Origin of the sequence: Thalassospira lucentensis MCCC 1A00383 = DSM 14000, assembly GCF_000421265.1 — a bacterium.
Lineage (GTDB): Bacteria > Pseudomonadota > Alphaproteobacteria > Rhodospirillales > Thalassospiraceae > Thalassospira > Thalassospira lucentensis.
Genome location: NZ_ATWN01000003.1, coordinates 482,414 through 499,767 on the forward strand (window position 1 = coordinate 482,414; position 17,354 = coordinate 499,767).

Genomic DNA, 17,354 nt, shown 5'->3' on the forward strand with positions numbered 1-17,354 from the left:
CCTTTTTAGCGTTCCATCTAAATCTGTATTCGCCAGATCATCGTTTTTTTTTCAGCCCACCATTTGCGCAATTGCTGCGCACAAATGTGAAAACCCGGCTTTTGCCGCGTCACTCATGTGCCGCGCCCGCAGCCACCCGTGGATTAATTGCGGTTCTTCGCGATACTGCACATCAATCCCGGCACGGGCCAATTGGGCTGTGAATTCACGGCCGTCATCGCGCAGCGGATCAAAATAGGCTGCCGTGATATAGGTTGGCGGAAGCCCGCGCAAATCTTCAACCGACAGTGCATGGGCAAATGGATCATCCATTGGGGCCTTAAGCACATCTCGGTAATAAATCACGTCATCCGTGCTTAATCCCGGCGCGTTGGCCATCTGACCATAACTTGGCCAGTTCAAATCCCCGCCAAGGGCCGGATAAATCAATACTTGCCCCAAAATCCGGTCGCCAAAGCCCTCTTCGCGCGCACGCACCGCAAGACCCGCGGCCAACATGCCACCGGCACTATCCCCGACCAAAACAAGCTTCCGCCCCGCTGACAGAAGGCTTTGCGCGACACGGTAACAATCATCGTGCTGGGCGGGCCACACATGCTCCGGTGCAAGGCGATAGTCTATGGCGATTAACTCAGCACCGGCAGCTTGCGCAATTTCCGCACAAATCGAATCATGGCTATCCCGCGATCCCACCACAAACCCGCCGCCATGCATATAAACAATCTTGTGGTTCGTGGTTACCATTGCCGGGCGATAATGGCGCACGGGCACATCACCGACCACATCATCTTCTACCCCCATCCCGTCGGGATGGGGAAAGGTAAATTCGGCACAGAGTGCGTCGTACCATTTGCGCTGCTGATCAATGCCCGCCGCGACCGCGTCCGGCGGAAAGAAACCATCGCATTTGGCAATAAAGGACCGAATACCTTCTTCATCCGGCATTGGGTCATACACAAGATCGGAAGAAACCTGATCGGAACGCGACATCACCGGGACCTCATTGGAGAAAACGTGCAACAGCGTAACGCGGATACCCCCGCAGTTAAAGGCTGCAGGGGCCGTCACGACATTATTGTTACCCGTCTTAAACCGTTTTGAGCTTACCCAATGGCACGACCAAGCTGTTCAGGTTTGGCCAAACGATCGTGCAGGACCGCGATTTCGGCCAGATTTGTCGCGACAATTCCACCCGGCTCAGACGTCCGACGCGTTTTTAGATCGACATGCAGCAACATGGTTTCAACCGTTGCTGCAACCTGTCCATCAATCATCATCAGGCGATGGAACAGATGTAGTTTTTTACCCTCGCCCTTAATCAACTGCGTCGTCACAGAAATACGATCCCCAGCAGTGATTTCCTGTACATAGCAAACATGGTTTTCAACCGTGAAATAGCTGCTTCCGGCAGTTATATACTCGGCATCTGCACCAATGAGCTCCATGAAACGGTCACTCGCCTGTGCACTGATTTCAACATAATGGGCTTCGTTCATATGCCCGTTATAATCTGTCCAGCTTTGTGGGATTTGACGATCTACTGTAACGGGAAGGTGATCAATTGACCCATGATTTTGCAGGGATGCTTCGTGATCATTGATCGTACCACCCGCCCCACTCCCTGACTTCTTAAGCGCACGCATCATGCCGACAAGATTGTCATCGCGCAGACGTTCAAGCTCGCGGATTGTCATATGTCCGGACTGATCATCCGATTGCTGGGCAATGCGGGCGGTCAGCTCCGGGGTCAGTTCAGGCACATCCATCAATTTGGTCCAGGGCCATTTCAGGGCCGGGCCAAACTGCCCAATGAAATGTTCCATACCGGCCTCGCCCCCGGCAATGCGATAGGTTTCAAAAAGCCCCATCTGCGCCCAACGCAGACCAAAGCCAAACCGGATCGCATCATCAATTTCCTGCGTGGTTGCCACTCCGTCATGCACCAACCAAAGACCTTCGCGCCAAACCGCTTCAAGCAATCGGTCGGCAATATGCGCATCAATCTCCTTGCGCACGACAAGTGGCTTCAAGCCAACGGATCGCAGTATTTCACACCCGGCGTCAACAGCTGCGGCATCCGTCGCCTTGGACGGTACAACTTCGATCAACGGCAACAGATAAACCGGGTTAAACGGATGGGCGACAACGATCTGACCGGGATTGATCGATTCTTCCTGTAACTCACTTGGCTTGAAACCAGATGTCGACGAACCGATCAGGCAATCCTTTGGCGCATGGGCTTGTATATCCGCCAGAATTTTGTGTTTTAGCGCCAATTGTTCCGGCGCACTTTCCTGAATCCAGGCTGCATCGGCAACTGTAGAAGCCATGTCATTATGAAAGGTAAGAATACCTTCTTCTGGCAGCGCGCGGTCATAAAGTGCGGGCAAGCTACGGCGCGCATTTTCAATAACTTCGCCGATTTTGCGTTCTGCTTGCGGATCCGGGTCAAACACAGAAACGTTCCAGCCATTCAAAAGGAAACGCGCGACCCAGCCGCCGCCGATAACGCCGCCGCCAACAACTGCTGCTTTTTTGGGATTTGGGTTGGTACTGGACATTAGCGTGGCTCCCGCTTGGTCAGACCAAGCCTTTTGCGTACCGCATCCGGACCAATCACCTTTGCGCCCATGCTCTCAACAATACCAACTGCACGTTCAACCAGTTGGGCATTGCTCGCAAGAACGCCCTTGGACAAATAGATATTGTCCTCCAGTCCAACGCGAACATTCCCGCCCGCCAGAACCGATGCCGCAACATAGGGCATCTGATCACGGCCAATCGAAAAGGCCGACCAATCCCAGTCGGACGGTACATTGTTGACCATCGCCATGAAGGTATTCAGATCATTTGGCGCACCCCATGGAATCCCCATGCAAAGCTGCACCAATGCCGGGCTGGTCAGGATGCCTTCGGAGACGAGCTGCTTGGCAAACCACAGATGTCCGGTATCAAAGGCTTCGATCTCCGGCTTGACACCAAGATCAGTCATCATCTGTCCCATGGCACGTAACATGCCCGGTGTATTTGTCATGACGTAGTCGGCTTCGGCAAAGTTCATTGTCCCGCAATCAAGGGTGCAGATTTCCGGCAAACAGTCGGCAATATGGGCCATACGCTCCGTAGCGCCGATCATATCGGTGGCACCTTTGTTGACGGGCAGCGGTGCTTCAGTTGATCCAAAAACAATATCCCCGCCCATACCTGCCGTCAGGTTCAGGACAACATCAACGTCCGCCGCCCTGACACGTTCGGTCAATTCACGGTAATGCCCCAGATCACGCGACGGCGCGCCCGTTTCAGGATCGCGCACATGACAATGCACAACAGCAGCCCCCGCCTTGGCAGCATCAATCGCGCTGGCGGCGATTTGTGCCGGCGATCTTGGCACATGGTGGGATTTGTCCTGTGTCGCACCCGATCCGGTAACGGCAGCAGTGATGAAAACCTCGCGGTTCATGGTAAGGGGCATGACGGTCTCTTCGGGTTGTAAAATCAAAAAATCTGCAAATAGCTTACCGTTGAACACAACGTTTGATTTTGCACCTTCCGTCACTTATTTTGCATTTTATGCCAGAAATTGATCCAACCAAGTCTCAGCACTTTGTCTTTGTCCTGTTTGATGGATTTTCCAACATGGTGTTGGCCAGCGCGCTGGAACCATTGCGCGCGGCCAGCCGCCTGCCAAACGGACCGGATATCAACTGGACGATCTGCACAATTGATGGCGCACCTGTACAAAGTTCAAGCGGCTTGGTCATCACGCCGCAAGCTGGACTATCATCAGGTAAACCCGGCGAAAAGATCGACTATCTGGTGGTAATTTCGGGTTATGAGATGCGCGATCACCTTAATGCCCGAACGCGTGCGCGCCTGATTAATGTTGCGCAACATGCAGGGCACGTCATTGGACTTGATACAGCCGCCTGGATCCTTGCGGCTTGCAATATGCTAGATGAAAAGTCTGCCACCATTCACTGGCAGGAACTTGATCAGTTTGCCGAACAATTTCCCGACGTCATCGTCCGGCAGGATCGTTTTGTACAAGATGGCAAATTCATCACATCGGGCGGTGCATCGACCGTGATGGAGTTGATGCTTCACATTCTGTCCGGCCAATTCGGACCGGCTGTTGCCTTTGATGTCAGTAATCTGTTCGTCTATGACGCCGAAAACCAGTATGAAAAAACACGCGGTGCGGATCGTTTGCGTGGCCCCGGGGCCGCCTTTTTGCGGCGTGCTGTCAGTGACATGCTTGCAAACATCGAAACACCGGTTTCGCTTGATGCGATTGCCGCCAACGTTGGCTGTTCGTTACGCAGTCTGGATCGCATTTTTCACCAAAATCTGCACATGGCGCCGGGAAAATATTATCAAATGCTGCGTCTGGGCCGGGCGCGTGATCTTGCACAATCAACTGATTTTCCCTTGACCAGTATTGCACTTCAAACCGGCTTTAAAAGCAGCTCCACACTCAGCCGGGCCTTCTCTCAAAGCTTTGGCACCACCATTCGAAGTGTCCGGGCAATGCGTGGCAACCGTTCCTTTGCAACGGTTAACCCGGATGAAGAAACGAAAGGCTGATCGATCCAGCACTGCCTTTTAAAGCTGCGCACTTTTGCCCAAACCTTCAGTTTTCTTCACTGAATTTTGCCCGCGCTAAAACGACGTCTTCCATCGATCCCAATAAGGAACATCACCGCCCAGGTAATCGACAATGAAATCGATAAAGACCCGTACCTTTTGCGGCAAATATTTCCGTTCCGGAAATACGGCATAGATTTCCTTCATCGGCATTTCGAAATCCTGCAACACCGGCACCAACCGACCACTTTGGATGTCAGGCCCCGCAAGGAACGTCGGAAGTCGCCCAATCCCGATCCCCTGCAATATCGCTTCGCGTAAAGCTTCGCTGTTATTAACCTGATAGGATCCCGACACCTGAATGCGGGTATCCGTGCCGTTCTTTGTGAATACCCATTCATCCACAGACGTATGGTACGAATAAAGCAGGCAGTTATGACGGACCAATTCATCGGGCATCAAAGGAGGTCCGAACTCTTCGATGTAGCTTTCCGACGCACACAGAACGCTATGAAGCGGTGCCAGCTTTCTACGCACAAGGCTGGTCTCGCTCAGTTCACCGGCATGTAACGCAATGTCATATCCCCCGCCGACAAGATCAGGGGACATGTCGCTCATATCCATCTGAATTTTGATTTGCGGGTACTTCTTTAAAAACTGCGGGATTACCGGTGCGACATGCAACCGGCCAAACGACATCGGTGAACTGATCTTCAAAACCCCTTGCGGGACTTCCTGCAATTCACCCGCCGCGAACTCGGCATCTTCGATTGCACGAAGCGCTTCGCGAATATGGATCAAATAGCGTTCACCCGCCTCGGTCAGACTTAGTTTTCGGGTTGTCCGGCTTAAAAGTTTTACACCAAGCCGCGCTTCAAGGGTTGTAATGCGCTTGCTGACAGCAGACTTCGTCACACCAAGCCTGTCCGCCGCCCCGGAAAAGCTCCCCTCATCAATGACGGCTGCAAAAATTAATGTTGCGTTTATGTCTTTCATCAACCGGCGCTTCTGTTGAGTTTATCTCCACAATCATTTTCTAAGATATCATATTACCAAGGATAGAGAAACAAATTAGCCTGTGGTCATCCAAACAATAGTGCAGGAGACGCCACAATGTTTCAGCTCGAACACGTCAATCTGGTGGTTAAAGACATCAGCACCACACTTGATTTTATCCTGACTGCCTTCCCTGACTGGCAGGTCCGCGGGCAGGGCGAAGGTGACTGGTACGGCCAAAAACGTCGCTGGCTTCATGTCGGGACAGACCAGCAATACATCACGCTTAACAGCGGCAGCGATGCACCAAACCGCGATTTAAAAAGCAACGCGCCGGGTCTCGCCCATCTCGGATTTACTGTCGAAGACGTCGATAGCTTGACCCTTCGCCTTCAAAGCAAAGGCTACATAATCGGAACCATTGGTGCCGATCATCCTTACCGGAAAACAATCTACTTCACGGATCCATCGGGCTTCGAATTCGAGTTCATCCAGTATCTCACCAACGAACCAACAAAACGGAACATGTACGGCGGCGAGACCTCCAGCATCATCCGTGTTGGTACAGCAGTATAAGGAACCATAAACATGACCGCCGAGATCGATGTAAAAGACCTCTATCGTAATGCCGTCGACCGCAAGGATGTGAGAAAACTCGCAACATACCTGTCCGATAACGTCAACTTTCGTATTTGCAATCACGCGCCTGTCGTCGGCAAGGAACAGGTTCTGGCCGCAAACCAGACGTTTTTTGACAGTATCGCCAGCATGACCCATCAGATTGACGGCATTTACGCAGATGGTGACACCACCATCTGTAATGGCTCTGTTGACTACCTGCGGCTTGATGGCAGCGGTCATTCCGCTTTCTTTTCAACCACCCTGCGGTTCGAGAACAATCAAATTGTCGACTACCTGGTCTTCGCCGATATTTCCGGACTCTAAGTTCCGGTTTCCATGCGGACACATTTTCGATGCAAACAAGAGGGCGGGGTATTAACCCGTCCTTTCTGTTCAGCTTCTGTGACAAATAATCAACAACAACGAAGGCGCATGGGTGATGGATGGGTTGCAGCCTGCGGCGGGACGCAATCTGCGCGCGGCTTCGCCGTGCTAGACCTGAAGACGTCAAGTTATGAGCACAGGCCCATAACGCAGGAAAGCCATAGGTTTAAATACTATCGCTGCGGGCAATAAAAGACCCTGCCACCGTGAGGTGACAGGGTCTTTTTATTGGTTGCGGGGGTAGTATTAGCGCTCCCTTTGGTCGCTCAGCTCCGGCCGTTGGCCTTCGCAAAGAACCTGGCAAACAGGCCTGGCCTGTTTGCGGGTTCAATATCCACGCCTAACTATCTGGCTGACAACAATTTCACTCTTTCTGCTAGCTCAAAAAATATACCAAAACCTTCACCGACATATAAAAGCCAGAATAGCACTTCTGCTCTTCCGGCTTTCATCATTCAGGAGCCAACAGGAGATCTCGGATCCTTCACGGACTAATCGGCAGTTCCGTGCGATCGCCCTTAAGCGTCCATTCCATCGGATCAAGCGTGCAGTTTGCAGCGGATATTTCTTTTGCCCCCGTCATGATCGGGGCCCAGCTATGTCACCAATATCCCAGAACACACCAGCCATCATTTGCAGGGCCTGACGGCTGAGGCTTTGCAGGATGTGTTCATTAGGCGCATGTTGTGAACATGACGCATAGGAATGCGGCACCCAGACGGTTGGCATTTCAAGGATATAGGCAAATGTATCGTTGGGTAACGATCCACCGAGATTGGGCAACACCGCCGGTTTGATGCCGGTGGTTTCGGTGATTGAATCACGCACACGGATCACCCATGGATGGGACGGGTCAAGCCGGGTTGCCCGGAAGAAACCTTTTGTCGATGGAATGATTTCAATATCCGTGAAGCCGTGTTTATCAAGGTGACGGCGCAACGCCGGTAAAATTTCATCCGCGTCCGTTCCGACCACATACCGCAACTGGCAATGCGCGACGGCTTCGGGCGCGATGGCATTCACCGGTTTTTCCGGGTTGCCGGCCTTTGCGGCCAGAACAGCAAAGCTGTTCCAGCCATAGACCTTTTCCGCCAAAGACAGGCTTTCCTCACCCCAATCAGGGGCAATGCTCGGTCCGGATTCGGATTGGGTGATTGGACAATCCTTAAGGGCCTCGCGGACTTCATCACTTAGGCTATCGGGACGCCATTCGGGAATCTGAATTTGGCCACGTTCATCAACTATCGACGCAATCGCATGTGACAATACGATCGTCGGATCTTTGAGCAACCCGCCCCAGTTGCCCGAATGATGTCCGCCGTCGCGATATTTCAGCGAAAGCGCAAAATTGATAGCCCCCCGCGCCCCCATGAACATGGTCGGGCGTTCAGCACTAAGGCGCGGGCCATCGGATGCAATCAGGACATCGGCGGCAAAAAGGTCGCGATAATTGGTAAACAGTTCGGCAAGGCCGGGTGACCCCGCCTCTTCGCCCATTTCAATGATCACCTTGCAGTTAAAGCCCAACGCGCCGCGTGTCTGAATGACCGACCGCAGGGCCGCCAGATTAATGCAATGCTGCACTTTGTTATCCGCCGTACCACGCCCGTAAACCCGATCACCTTCAATCACCAGCTTGAAAGGCTCAAGTCCTTCGCGCCATTGGCCTTCCTGTGCGAGGATCACATCGCCATGCCCGTATGTCAGGATGGTCTGCAAGTCATCACCTTCGCGGCGTTCGGCAAACAGAAACGGTCCGAAACCGGGCTTGGGATTATCGATGATGCGGGTTTCAAACCCCATATCGCGCACCATCGGAACAATCACATCGGCAAGATAGCCATAAAGCGCTTCTAGATTGTCGGGCTTCTGGCTTTCGGTTTTCTGTTCGACCATTCGACGCAGTTCGTCGATGAACTGCCCGTCCTCGAAATACCGGGTGACATTTTCGATAGCATCAGCACGCGTTGACATTGATTAATCCTTATTATTTCCGCTACGCCATCAAATCCTTAAGGGAATGGCAGCGCTTGTGCGTTTCACGACCCATTCCGATTTTCGGCCACGGCATCGCCCCAGGGGGACATGATTTCAGTCATGCCCTGATTGATCTGTCCCTGACGAAGTACGCCAGCCGGGCAGGCAAAGGCATAGGGGAAAGCGGTTCGGCGTGTGGTCACGGAATGATGGCGTTCCCCAAGGGCAGCAACGATATCGGGCGAAAGGCTTTGATCAATAATCACCGTATCGCCGCCGCTGAAATCGACCCGCGCCTGATGAAAAGCGTCTTCGAGGGTCATATCGAAATCCATCAGGCAGGATGTTAGTTGCAGGATGGCTGGCAAAATCTTGCGCCCGCCGGATGCCCCGATGGCAAAACGCCGGTCCTTGTGCTGCCCGATGACCGGGCAAACATTCATTAGACAGCGTTTGTTGGGGGCTAACGAGTTTGGCCTTCCCGGTTCAGGGTCGAACCACAGGATCCCGTTGTTCATCAAAAGCCCGCTTCCGGGCAGGACGACCTTAGAGCCGAAGATCGATAGCAGCGTTTGCGTCACGGTAACCATATTACCGTGTCGGTCGGTCACACTGAAATGCGTGGTGCAGGCAGGGGCGCGACTGTCATCGAAATCGCCCATATCATGCAAACGGCGTTTATAGGTAGCCTTAAGCGCGTCAACATAGGCGGCGTAGGCATCCATCTCCGGTTTAGTGCCTTGGAGTTCTTGATGTGATAGAATTTCCAGACATTCGGCAAGGTTTTCACCCGCCGTCATCGCAGGCGGGGTAAAGATCGTCCCTCCGCGATAGGATGTTGCCAGCGGGTCAGCCAAAACAGCCTGATAGGATTTCATGTCATCAAGAGACAAACATCCGCCCGCAGCCTTAACATCGGCAACGATTTCCGCTGCAAGGTCGCCTTCGTAAAATTCGCGTGCGCCTTTATCGGCAATTCGCTGTAGGGTGGTTACCATTCGGTCAAGATTGATCCGCTTGTCCGAAAGCGCTGTCCATCCGGCAATGGTTGGCCATTGCCCGTCTTCAAGAAAGGTCTCCGCCGCAGTTGGGTTCTTGGCAAGTTCGCGGGTGCTGGCCGCGATGATAAGGGCGGCATACCAATCAACCGATAGGCCACCTTGCGCAAGTCTTGTCGCCGGTGAAACAAGATCACGCCACGGCATCGTACCAAACCGATCAAACGCCAGCCCCATACCAGCAACGGTGCCGGGTACGGCAATTGCGGTGGCTCCAATCTGATTACGGTCCCCGACGACGCGTTGCCATGGGAACAGATCTCCCGCAACGCCCTCGCCTGATAACGGATAATCCGCAATTTTAAGCCCCGCGGGAGAACGCATGCCAAAGGTAATGGTATAGGTCCGGTCCTCGTCGGCGCGGTAAATCACCATTGCACCGCCACCTGCCGGGCCGCTCATCCAGGGTTCGACCACACCCATGGCAAAAGATGTTGCAATCGCGGCATCAATGGCATCGCCACCAGCGGCAAGAATGTCAGCCCCAACCTGGGCACCTAGCTTATGTTGGGCTGCGACCACTCCACCATTTTCGACGGTGACGACGTTTTTACGGACCGACTGCATGTTGGAAAAATTGTCGCGGATCATTGAACCGCCCCTTCGACCAGATGACATTCAACCCGTTTGCCCTGATGAAGGGTCGCGACCGGTGCCTTGGTCGAACATATATCAATCGCCCGCGGGCAGCGTGGATGGAAATGACATCCACTAGGCGGGTTGATCGGGTTGGGAAACACAGCCCCCAATTGCGTATCGGGAACGCCAAATGATGGGTCCGGTGTCAGAACCGATTCCAGCAACGCCTTGGTATATGGGTGATCCGGGCTGGCAAACAGCGAAGACGCGTCTGCTTCTTCGACAATACGTCCCAGATACATGACCGCTACCCGTGTTGCCAGATGTTCGACCACCGCAAGATTGTGACTGATGAACAGATAGGTCAGCCCGAATTCATTGCGTAAATCCGACAATAAATTAAGGATTTGCGACTGTACCGAGACATCAAGGGCCGAGGTCGGTTCATCACATATCACGATTTCCGGACGCATAATCAGTGCGCGCGCAATAGCGACACGCTGACGTTGCCCGCCTGAAAGCTGGCTTGGATAACTACGCAAAACCCGTTTGGGTAAACCGACAACATCAAGAATATCGGCGGTTTGCTTGTCCCAGTCGCGCGGATCGCCGACCTTGTGCACACGTAACGGCAACGAGATGATGTCACCTATGGTTTTGCGCGGGTTAAGTGACGAATAGGGGTCCTGAAAAATCGGCTGAATACGGCGCGCCAAATAGGATCTGTCATGGGTAGTGATGTCTTCACCATCGACCAGAACCCGGCCCTTTGTTGGTGTTTCCAGTCCCAGCAAAATACGTGCAAGGGTACTTTTGCCACAGCCGGATTCGCCGACCAGTCCAAGGACCTCGCCCTTTTGTAATTTTAGAGTCAACTCGTCAACTGCGCGAAGGTCCTTGCGTTTGCCAAAGATGCCTTGCTTGATCGAAAAGATTTTAGAGACGTTATCAAGTTCAAGAACCGGAACGGACATTATGCTTCCCCCGATTTTGGCTGGTTCATCGACGGGGATGCGGGCCCATCATAATCGTGAACACAGCGATAAAGGTGCCCTGCCGACGAAACCCGCGCGGGAATGTCGGATGAACATTGCGCGGTTGCCTCGTCACAGCGACTGCGGAAAGCACAGCCGACCACATCACCGATAAGAGACGGCACGATGCCGGGGATCGACCCCAGATGTTCCCCCGCAGCGGTTTTACCCGGCACCGGAATACAGTTAAGCAATCCGCGGGTATAGGGGTGCTTTGGCGCGGTAAAGACTTCGGCGGTGCTGCCCGATTCAACCATTTCACCGGCATACATGATGGCGACCTTGTCTGCGACGCGGGCCACCACGCCGAGATCGTGGGTAATCAGGATCATCGCCATGTTCAATTCACGCTGAAGATCCTTAAGCAGGCGCAATATCTGGGCCTGAATGGTGACATCAAGGGCGGTTGTCGGTTCATCTGCAATGATCAGATCCGGTTCCCCCATCAGGGCCATGGCAATCATCACGCGCTGGCGCAGACCGCCGGAAAGCTGATGGGGATATTGTTTCATGCGGTTGGCTGCCGCCGTGATCCCGACCTTTTCCAGAAGTTCGATGGCACGATCACACGCAACTGGCTTGGAAACCTTGCGATGAAGCAAAAGGGCTTCCATCAGTTGATCGCCAATCGTATATGCCGGATTAAGCGAGGTCATCGGCTCCTGAAAGATCATCGAAATCCGGTTACCGCGCAGTTTGCGCATATCGCGCTTTGACGCCGTTTGAAGATCGACCCCCTCAAAATCAAGAACCTGTGCCGAACGTTGGGCCTGCTTGGGCAGAAGGCCCATGATCGCAAGCGAGGTCAGGGATTTGCCACTGCCTGATTCACCCACCACACAAAGGGTTTCACCCCGCTTCACATCGAAATCAATGCCTCGCACGGCATGCAGCGTTCCGGCCGCCAGCGGGATATCGACCGTCAGGCCGCGAACAGAAAGAATATTTTCCATGCTGATGCCCCTAGTTGCGGTTTTCAGGTGCGGAAACATCGCGAAGACCATCGCCCAGCAGATTGATCGCCAGAACAAGGATGAACAGCGCGACACCGGGGATGGCAATCATCCATGGCTGGAACAGAAGCATCTGCTTGCCTTCCGATACCATCAACCCCCAAGACGGTGTTGGCGGCTGCACCCCGAGGCCCAGGAACGACAGGGCCGCTTCCAACAAAATTGCATGCGCCATTTCAAGCGTGACAATCACAATCAGACTGTTTGTGATGTTCGGCATGATTTCGCTAAACAGGATGCGCTTGGTCGAACAGCCGATAGCCTTAGCCGCGGTGACATATTCCATGGATCGCAATTGCAGGGTGGCGGACCGCATCACGACCGCGAACCGGTCCCAAAGCAAAAGACCAAGAACCGTAATCACGACTTCAAGCGAACCGCCAAACAGCGCAACCACAGCCAGCGCAACCAGAACCACGGGCATCGCAAGACGCACATTGATCAGAAAGGTGACACAGGAATCGACACGTCCGCCGAAATAACCGGCAGCAACCCCCATACTAGTGCCGATAATACCGGAAATCAGGGCCGCAATCGCCCCGATGGCCAATGAAATACGTGCGCCATAAAGCAAACGTGACAAATAGTCCCGCCCCAGATGATCGGTACCAAGGATATTGTCCCAGCTGCCTTTGGCATCCCATACCGGGGGCACTATCCGGTGCATCAGGTCCTGATGATAGGGATCATAAGGTGCCAGAAGGGGCGCAAAAAGCGCCATCAGGAAGATGACCAGAAGCACGATAGCACCAAACATCAGCCCCTTGTGACCAAGAACCTTGGTCACCAAAATCTGTCGTGGTGTCGGGCCGCTCAGGACTTCGGGTTCAACCTTGGGTGCGACAGCGTGGATGGTTTCGGTCGTGTTGGTCATGTCAGCCCACCCTCATGCGCGGATCAAGCCACGCATTCAACAAATCCGACAGGAAGGTGAAGACGATATAGAACATCGAAAACACCAGGATCAAGGCCTGCACGGTTGGCAGATCGTTACGACCAATGGATTCCCATGCCAGATAGCCCGCGCCATGCAGGGCAAAGATCGATTCAACGACAATCGATCCGCCCAGCATGAAGCCCATCTGCACGGCGGCCAGACTGACAACCGGGATGATGGCATTGCGAAGGGCATGCTTGAACATGACACGGAATTCACCGGCACCCTTGGCGCGTGCGGTGCGGACATAATCCGCACCGAGCACATCAAGCATCCCGGCACGAGTCAGGCGCATAATGGCCGGCATGGCGTAATAGCCCAGCACAATGGTTGGCATCACAAAGTTCTGCCAGTTGTCCGAACCGGAAGGCGGCAGAAGGCGAAGCTTGATACTGAACAGGACAATAAGGACCAGGCCAAACCAGAAACTTGGCATGGCCTGCCCCATGACCGAAAGGAACAAGGCAATTCGGTCAATGATACTGTTGGGGCGAACGGCGGCGGCAACGCCCAACGGAACCGCCGTTAAAAGCGCAAACGAGATTCCGCATAAGCCAAGCAACATCGTGACGGACAGGCGATCAGCAACCAATTGTGATACCGGCAATTTGAAGTAATAACTTGTGCCGAAATCCCCCCTGATCGCATTGAACATCCATTCGCCATACTGAACGACCCATGGTCGATCAAAGCCGTAATATATCCTTACAGCTTCGATATCATCGGCATTTGCCGTTTCACCCGCAATAGCTGCCGCAGGATCCCCAGAAAGATAGAGAAGCGCGAAGCTAAGCATGGAGACCGCAAGCGTAACCAGCAAGGCCAAGCCAAGCCTTTTTAACGTATATACCAACACCGTTCTGAACCCCTGATCCGGAGGATTATTTCCAGCTCATCTGGAAGAAGCGCGGAATAGCATCCGTGGTCGGTGCATATTCCAGATCCTTGGTGAACACGTAGTTCGAGTTATAGGAGAACAACGGCAACCAATAGGCTTCTTCCGCTATACGCTTCAGCGCTTTGGAATAGTATTCCTTGCGTTCGTCAGAATCGACGGAACTGTCGGCAACATCCAGCCATTCCTTGATCTGCTCATCTTGCGCACTATCAAGACTGCCGAGCTTGAAATACTGGCTGACGATCGCCGACGCATCGTTGATAGAATAGGAACCCCATGTCTGGAACGACATTGATACCTCACCCTTCATGCTCAGTTCACGCAATGCCGAATATTGCAAAAGCTTGAAATTGCTTTTGATACCGACCGCTTCGAGATACCCCAGCATGGCTTCGGCATATTCGCGGTCACGATAGGCATAGAAGTCGATCTCCAGCCCGTCCGGATAACCAGCTTCGGCTAGCAGTTGCTTGGCTTTTTCCGGATTGTAATCATAGACGGTAACGTCCTGATCACAGCCAAACTGCGACGGAAAGCAGGCCGAATTGACCACACGGGATTTCCCCTTAAGCATCGATGCAACGATGGCTTCGCGGTCAATGGCATGGGAAATGGCCTGACGCACAAGCTTGTTGGTGAACGGGTTGTTTTCACCGCTGCGACCAGCCGCGTCAAATTGCAGATAACCGATGCGCATCGTGCTTTCATTGGCAACCGTGAACTCGCCCATAGCCGCCAGACTTTCGGCCTGATCTGGCGGCACCTGCCAGACCCAGTCCAGACCGCCGCTGAACAGTTCGGCCGCCTGGGTGTTGAAATCAGGAATGGTACGAATATCGAGACGACCGATATTAGCCTGCCCCTTCGGGCTGTCCTTGTGATAATTTTCGTACTTCTCCAGCACGAAATGCTTGCCCGGTTCGACCGAAACAACCTTGTACGGACCCGTTCCCACCGGATTAAGTCCCATGCCGGTCGGACCGACTTTCGCGTAGTATTCGTTGGGGTAAATCGACACCGGCCCGGCAAGATATTCGATAGCCGCAGGGAATGGCGCCTTCAGGTGAATGCGGACCTTGAATTGGTCAATCTTTTCAGCACTTTCCATCCAGTTGACGTTGCGCTGGGTTTTCACCCCGTTCTTTTCGTCCGCAACCCAGTTAACGGTCGCGACCACATCGTCAGCATCGAAAGGTTCGCCGTTGTGGAAGGTAACGCCCTGGCGAAGATTGAATTCAAGGGTTTTGTCATCAACCCAATTCCAGTCCGTCGCCAGATTTCCCTTATACTCGCCGGTGTAAGGATCGCGATAAACCAGCCCATCCCAGATGGAGCGTTGCATGATGACGCCTTCACGCGCAGAGTTGAAATAACTGTCGACATTTTCAAGTTCTTTGGAGAACGCGACATTGAGGGTATCGTCAGCTTTGTTGGCAGCAGCTGTTCCAGCAGCAGCCATGGCGAGGGCAAAGATTCCAGCCCCCTTAAGGATCTGTTTCATTATAGCCTCCTGATATGAATGCCCCGCTTCACAATATTTGCGGCAAGACACATTAGATGTATTTAAAACACCTTGTATTATATTATAATACAGCGTACTGTATATAACTACGATAAGGCAACTGAAAGCTGGATGTCAACCAGCACGTTTGTCATTAAAAAACCTGAGGAAATGCGACCATGACGGATGCCAAAGCCCGGCAGCAGGACACCCTTTTTGTCACATCCCTTGAAAAGGGCATGCGGATACTTGAGGCTTTTTCCGAAGATAAAACCGAACTCGGCCTGGGCGATCTTGTGAAGGTTACCGGTCTTGAAAAGAGTGCGGCACAGCGATATGCCAATACGTTATACGAGCTTGGTTATCTGGAAAAGAACTCGGAAACACGTAGGTTTTCGCCATCTGTCAAATATCTGGAAATGGCGTACAGTTATCTATGGGCTGATTATCTGGCGCAGTTGGCAATGCCGCGTTTGATCGACCTGAGCCGCCAAACATCACAAACCATCAACATGGCCGAGCCAATCGGAACCGATATTATTTATGTCGTGCGCATGCCCAATCACCGCACCAATTTCGGGGCTTCGGCGATTGGCCGACGGGTACCCGCACTTGTCGCTTCATCGGGGCGCGTCATCCTGAGCCGCCAGTCCGATCAGGCCATCCGTGACGCGGTAAGCAACTGGCCAACCCGGCAATACACCCAGCGCACAACGATGGATCGTGGTGCCATACTCGACAATATCCTGGTGGCACGAGAAAAGGGATATTGCACCACACAGGGGCAGGTTTTACCCGATGAAGTCAATGTTGCCGCCCCGATATGCAGTATTGAGGGAATACCGGTTGGCGCAATCCACTGTTCTTTGCCGTCGATCCGCTGGACCATCGAACGTGCGGAAGCGGAAATTGCCCCGCTTGTTGTTGAAGCTGCCCAATCTATTGTGCCATCAAGATAAACGGCGCCGACCTTGCACAATCAGATGATTGATGCAGCGGAGACCAGCCCACGGCACATCATCTAAAATTCAAAATTCTGAGATTGTATATAACCAAACAAAACACCCCGCTCTGCGAAAGCTGAGCGGGGTGTTTTGTTTTTGGGCTTTGTCATATCTCGCAAAGGAGCGATTTATAACAGAAGTGGTTGCGGGGGTAGGATTTAGCTATGGGCTTCGCCCTACGCTGAACCTGCGCAAAGCTTTGCTTGGTTTGAACATAAGGTTCAAGTCCACCTACCCCACCTTCCAGACATTAAAAAAGCCCGCCACGAGGGCGAGCCTTTTTTATTTGGTTGCGGGGAGAGGATTTGAACCTCTGACCTTCAGGTTATGAGCCTGACGAGCTACCGGGCTGCTCCACCCCGCGTCAGTGGGTATTTTCTGTTGTTTAAACAGACAACGCCGCGTCAATGAAGAAGCGGCGTTTGATGTTTGGGTGTGATTTAGGGAATATGTTGCTGTGTTTAGAAGGCCCGGCAGTGACCTACTCTCCCGTGCCTTAAGACAAAGTACCATCGGCGCAGGCTGGTTTCACTTCTGAGTTCGGGATGGGATCAGGTGGTTCCCGGCCGCTAATGCCACCGAGCCATCTAAACACAGCATTTGAAGAGAATGGATATCGTGATTGTGTGTGCGAACACTGTTGTATTTGGTCTTGCTAGATTTTACCGCTGCGCAAGCTATGCAGACAGTAGCAAGAGGGATCAATCAAGCCGATCGATCAATTAGTACTGGTTAGCTTCACGTGTTGCCACGCTTCCACACCCAGCC

General features: G+C 53.0%; 15 protein-coding genes, 1 tRNA gene and 1 rRNA gene. 4 read left to right on the forward strand and 13 right to left on the reverse strand.

Features of this window, described 5'->3' with window-relative positions:
* Window positions 1-51: 51 nt before the first annotated feature.
* The 3 genes from K355_RS0109005 to bcoG form a co-directional block, all read right to left on the reverse strand.
* Window positions 52-990: an alpha/beta hydrolase gene (locus K355_RS0109005; RefSeq protein ID WP_022731802.1), complete on the reverse strand. Its 939-nt coding sequence runs from the start codon at window positions 988-990 to the stop codon at window positions 52-54.
* A gap of 113 nt (window positions 991-1,103) precedes the next feature.
* A complete protein-coding gene (locus K355_RS0109010) occupies window positions 1,104-2,561 on the reverse strand; it encodes a carnitine 3-dehydrogenase (protein ID WP_022731803.1) in 1,458 nt (485 codons plus the stop codon).
* Window positions 2,561-3,472, reverse strand: a complete 912-nt coding sequence (bcoG, locus tag K355_RS0109015; protein WP_028791465.1) for a 3-dehydrocarnitine:acetyl-CoA trimethylamine transferase BcoG — start codon at window positions 3,470-3,472, stop codon at window positions 2,561-2,563. Before bcoG ends, K355_RS0109010 begins: the two co-directional genes overlap by 1 nt.
* Window positions 3,473-3,570: 98 nt before the next feature.
* On the opposite strand from bcoG, the gene K355_RS23605 reads away from it, so the two are divergent.
* The gene (locus K355_RS23605; protein WP_051145960.1) at window positions 3,571-4,584 is read left to right on the forward strand and encodes a GlxA family transcriptional regulator; all 1,014 of its coding nucleotides are present in this window, start codon (window positions 3,571-3,573) and stop codon (window positions 4,582-4,584) included.
* Window positions 4,585-4,659: 75 nt separating this feature from the next.
* Here the strand turns inward: K355_RS23605 and K355_RS0109025 are convergent, their stop codons facing one another.
* Complete coding sequence (locus tag K355_RS0109025) at window positions 4,660-5,580, reverse strand: LysR family transcriptional regulator (RefSeq protein ID WP_022731806.1); 921 nt, start codon at window positions 5,578-5,580, stop codon at window positions 4,660-4,662.
* Window positions 5,581-5,697: 117 nt separating this feature from the next.
* Here K355_RS0109025 and K355_RS0109030 point away from each other — a divergent pair, with 117 nt between their 5' ends.
* A complete protein-coding gene (locus tag K355_RS0109030; protein WP_022731807.1) occupies window positions 5,698-6,156 on the forward strand; it encodes a VOC family protein in 459 nt (152 codons plus the stop codon).
* A gap of 12 nt (window positions 6,157-6,168) precedes the next feature.
* A complete protein-coding gene (locus tag K355_RS0109035) occupies window positions 6,169-6,525 on the forward strand; it encodes a nuclear transport factor 2 family protein (RefSeq protein ID WP_022731808.1) in 357 nt (118 codons plus the stop codon).
* Between the two features lie 639 nt (window positions 6,526-7,164).
* On the opposite strand, the gene K355_RS0109045 is transcribed toward K355_RS0109035, so the two are convergent.
* From K355_RS0109045 to K355_RS0109075, 7 genes are all read right to left on the reverse strand, one after another.
* Window positions 7,165-8,559, reverse strand: a complete 1,395-nt coding sequence (locus K355_RS0109045) for a M20 family metallopeptidase (RefSeq protein WP_022731810.1) — start codon at window positions 8,557-8,559, stop codon at window positions 7,165-7,167.
* A gap of 65 nt (window positions 8,560-8,624) precedes the next feature.
* Complete coding sequence (locus K355_RS0109050) at window positions 8,625-10,211, reverse strand: gamma-glutamyltransferase (RefSeq protein ID WP_022731811.1); 1,587 nt, start codon at window positions 10,209-10,211, stop codon at window positions 8,625-8,627.
* Window positions 10,208-11,173: an ABC transporter ATP-binding protein gene (locus tag K355_RS0109055; protein WP_022731812.1), complete on the reverse strand. Its 966-nt coding sequence runs from the start codon at window positions 11,171-11,173 to the stop codon at window positions 10,208-10,210. Before K355_RS0109055 ends, K355_RS0109050 begins: the two co-directional genes overlap by 4 nt.
* Window positions 11,173-12,186 carry an ABC transporter ATP-binding protein gene (locus tag K355_RS0109060; protein ID WP_022731813.1) on the reverse strand — a complete coding sequence of 338 codons (1,014 nt, stop codon included), beginning with the start codon at window positions 12,184-12,186 and terminating at the stop codon, window positions 11,173-11,175. Before K355_RS0109060 ends, K355_RS0109055 begins: the two co-directional genes overlap by 1 nt.
* Window positions 12,187-12,196: 10 nt before the next feature.
* Window positions 12,197-13,120 (reverse strand): ABC transporter permease, encoded by a 924-nt coding sequence (locus tag K355_RS0109065; protein ID WP_022731814.1) that lies wholly within the window; start codon window positions 13,118-13,120, stop codon window positions 12,197-12,199.
* A gap of 1 nt (window position 13,121) precedes the next feature.
* Window positions 13,122-14,039, reverse strand: coding sequence for an ABC transporter permease (locus tag K355_RS0109070; RefSeq protein WP_022731815.1), 918 nt, complete (start codon window positions 14,037-14,039; stop codon window positions 13,122-13,124).
* 25 nt (window positions 14,040-14,064) lie between these two features.
* Entirely contained in the window at window positions 14,065-15,582 is a 1,518-nt protein-coding gene (locus tag K355_RS0109075) for an ABC transporter substrate-binding protein (RefSeq protein ID WP_022731816.1), read from the reverse strand.
* A 179-nt stretch (window positions 15,583-15,761) separates the two neighbouring features.
* Between K355_RS0109075 and K355_RS0109080 the strand changes: the two genes are divergently transcribed.
* A complete protein-coding gene (locus K355_RS0109080) occupies window positions 15,762-16,541 on the forward strand; it encodes an IclR family transcriptional regulator (protein WP_022731817.1) in 780 nt (259 codons plus the stop codon).
* A gap of 332 nt (window positions 16,542-16,873) precedes the next feature.
* On the opposite strand, the gene K355_RS0109085 is transcribed toward K355_RS0109080, so the two are convergent.
* Together K355_RS0109085 and rrf are read right to left on the reverse strand one after the other, a co-directional pair.
* A tRNA-Met gene (locus tag K355_RS0109085) sits at window positions 16,874-16,950 on the reverse strand.
* Window positions 16,951-17,054: 104 nt separating this feature from the next.
* Window positions 17,055-17,169: ribosomal RNA gene (gene rrf, locus K355_RS0109090) — 5S ribosomal RNA — on the reverse strand.
* Between the last annotated feature and the right edge of the window lie 185 nt (window positions 17,170-17,354).

Excerpts from the sequence above, each read along its gene's own strand:
- K355_RS0109005 (WP_022731802.1), bottom strand. The coding sequence starts at position 990 with ATGTCGCGTTCCGATCAGGTTTCTTCCGATCTTGTGTATGACCCAATG.
- K355_RS0109010 (WP_022731803.1), bottom strand. The coding sequence starts at position 2,561 with ATGTCCAGTACCAACCCAAATCCCAAAAAAGCAGCAGTTGTTGGCGGC.
- bcoG (WP_028791465.1), bottom strand. The coding sequence starts at position 3,472 with ATGCCCCTTACCATGAACCGCGAGGTTTTCATCACTGCTGCCGTTACC.
- K355_RS23605 (WP_051145960.1), top strand. The coding sequence starts at position 3,571 with ATGCCAGAAATTGATCCAACCAAGTCTCAGCACTTTGTCTTTGTCCTG.
- K355_RS0109025 (WP_022731806.1), bottom strand. The coding sequence starts at position 5,580 with ATGAAAGACATAAACGCAACATTAATTTTTGCAGCCGTCATTGATGAG.
- K355_RS0109030 (WP_022731807.1), top strand. The coding sequence starts at position 5,698 with ATGTTTCAGCTCGAACACGTCAATCTGGTGGTTAAAGACATCAGCACC.
- K355_RS0109035 (WP_022731808.1), top strand. The coding sequence starts at position 6,169 with ATGACCGCCGAGATCGATGTAAAAGACCTCTATCGTAATGCCGTCGAC.
- K355_RS0109045 (WP_022731810.1), bottom strand. The coding sequence starts at position 8,559 with ATGTCAACGCGTGCTGATGCTATCGAAAATGTCACCCGGTATTTCGAG.
- K355_RS0109050 (WP_022731811.1), bottom strand. The coding sequence starts at position 10,211 with ATGATCCGCGACAATTTTTCCAACATGCAGTCGGTCCGTAAAAACGTC.
- K355_RS0109055 (WP_022731812.1), bottom strand. The coding sequence starts at position 11,173 with ATGTCCGTTCCGGTTCTTGAACTTGATAACGTCTCTAAAATCTTTTCG.
- K355_RS0109060 (WP_022731813.1), bottom strand. The coding sequence starts at position 12,186 with ATGGAAAATATTCTTTCTGTTCGCGGCCTGACGGTCGATATCCCGCTG.
- K355_RS0109065 (WP_022731814.1), bottom strand. The coding sequence starts at position 13,120 with ATGACCAACACGACCGAAACCATCCACGCTGTCGCACCCAAGGTTGAA.
- K355_RS0109075 (WP_022731816.1), bottom strand. The coding sequence starts at position 15,582 with ATGAAACAGATCCTTAAGGGGGCTGGAATCTTTGCCCTCGCCATGGCT.
- K355_RS0109080 (WP_022731817.1), top strand. The coding sequence starts at position 15,762 with ATGACGGATGCCAAAGCCCGGCAGCAGGACACCCTTTTTGTCACATCC.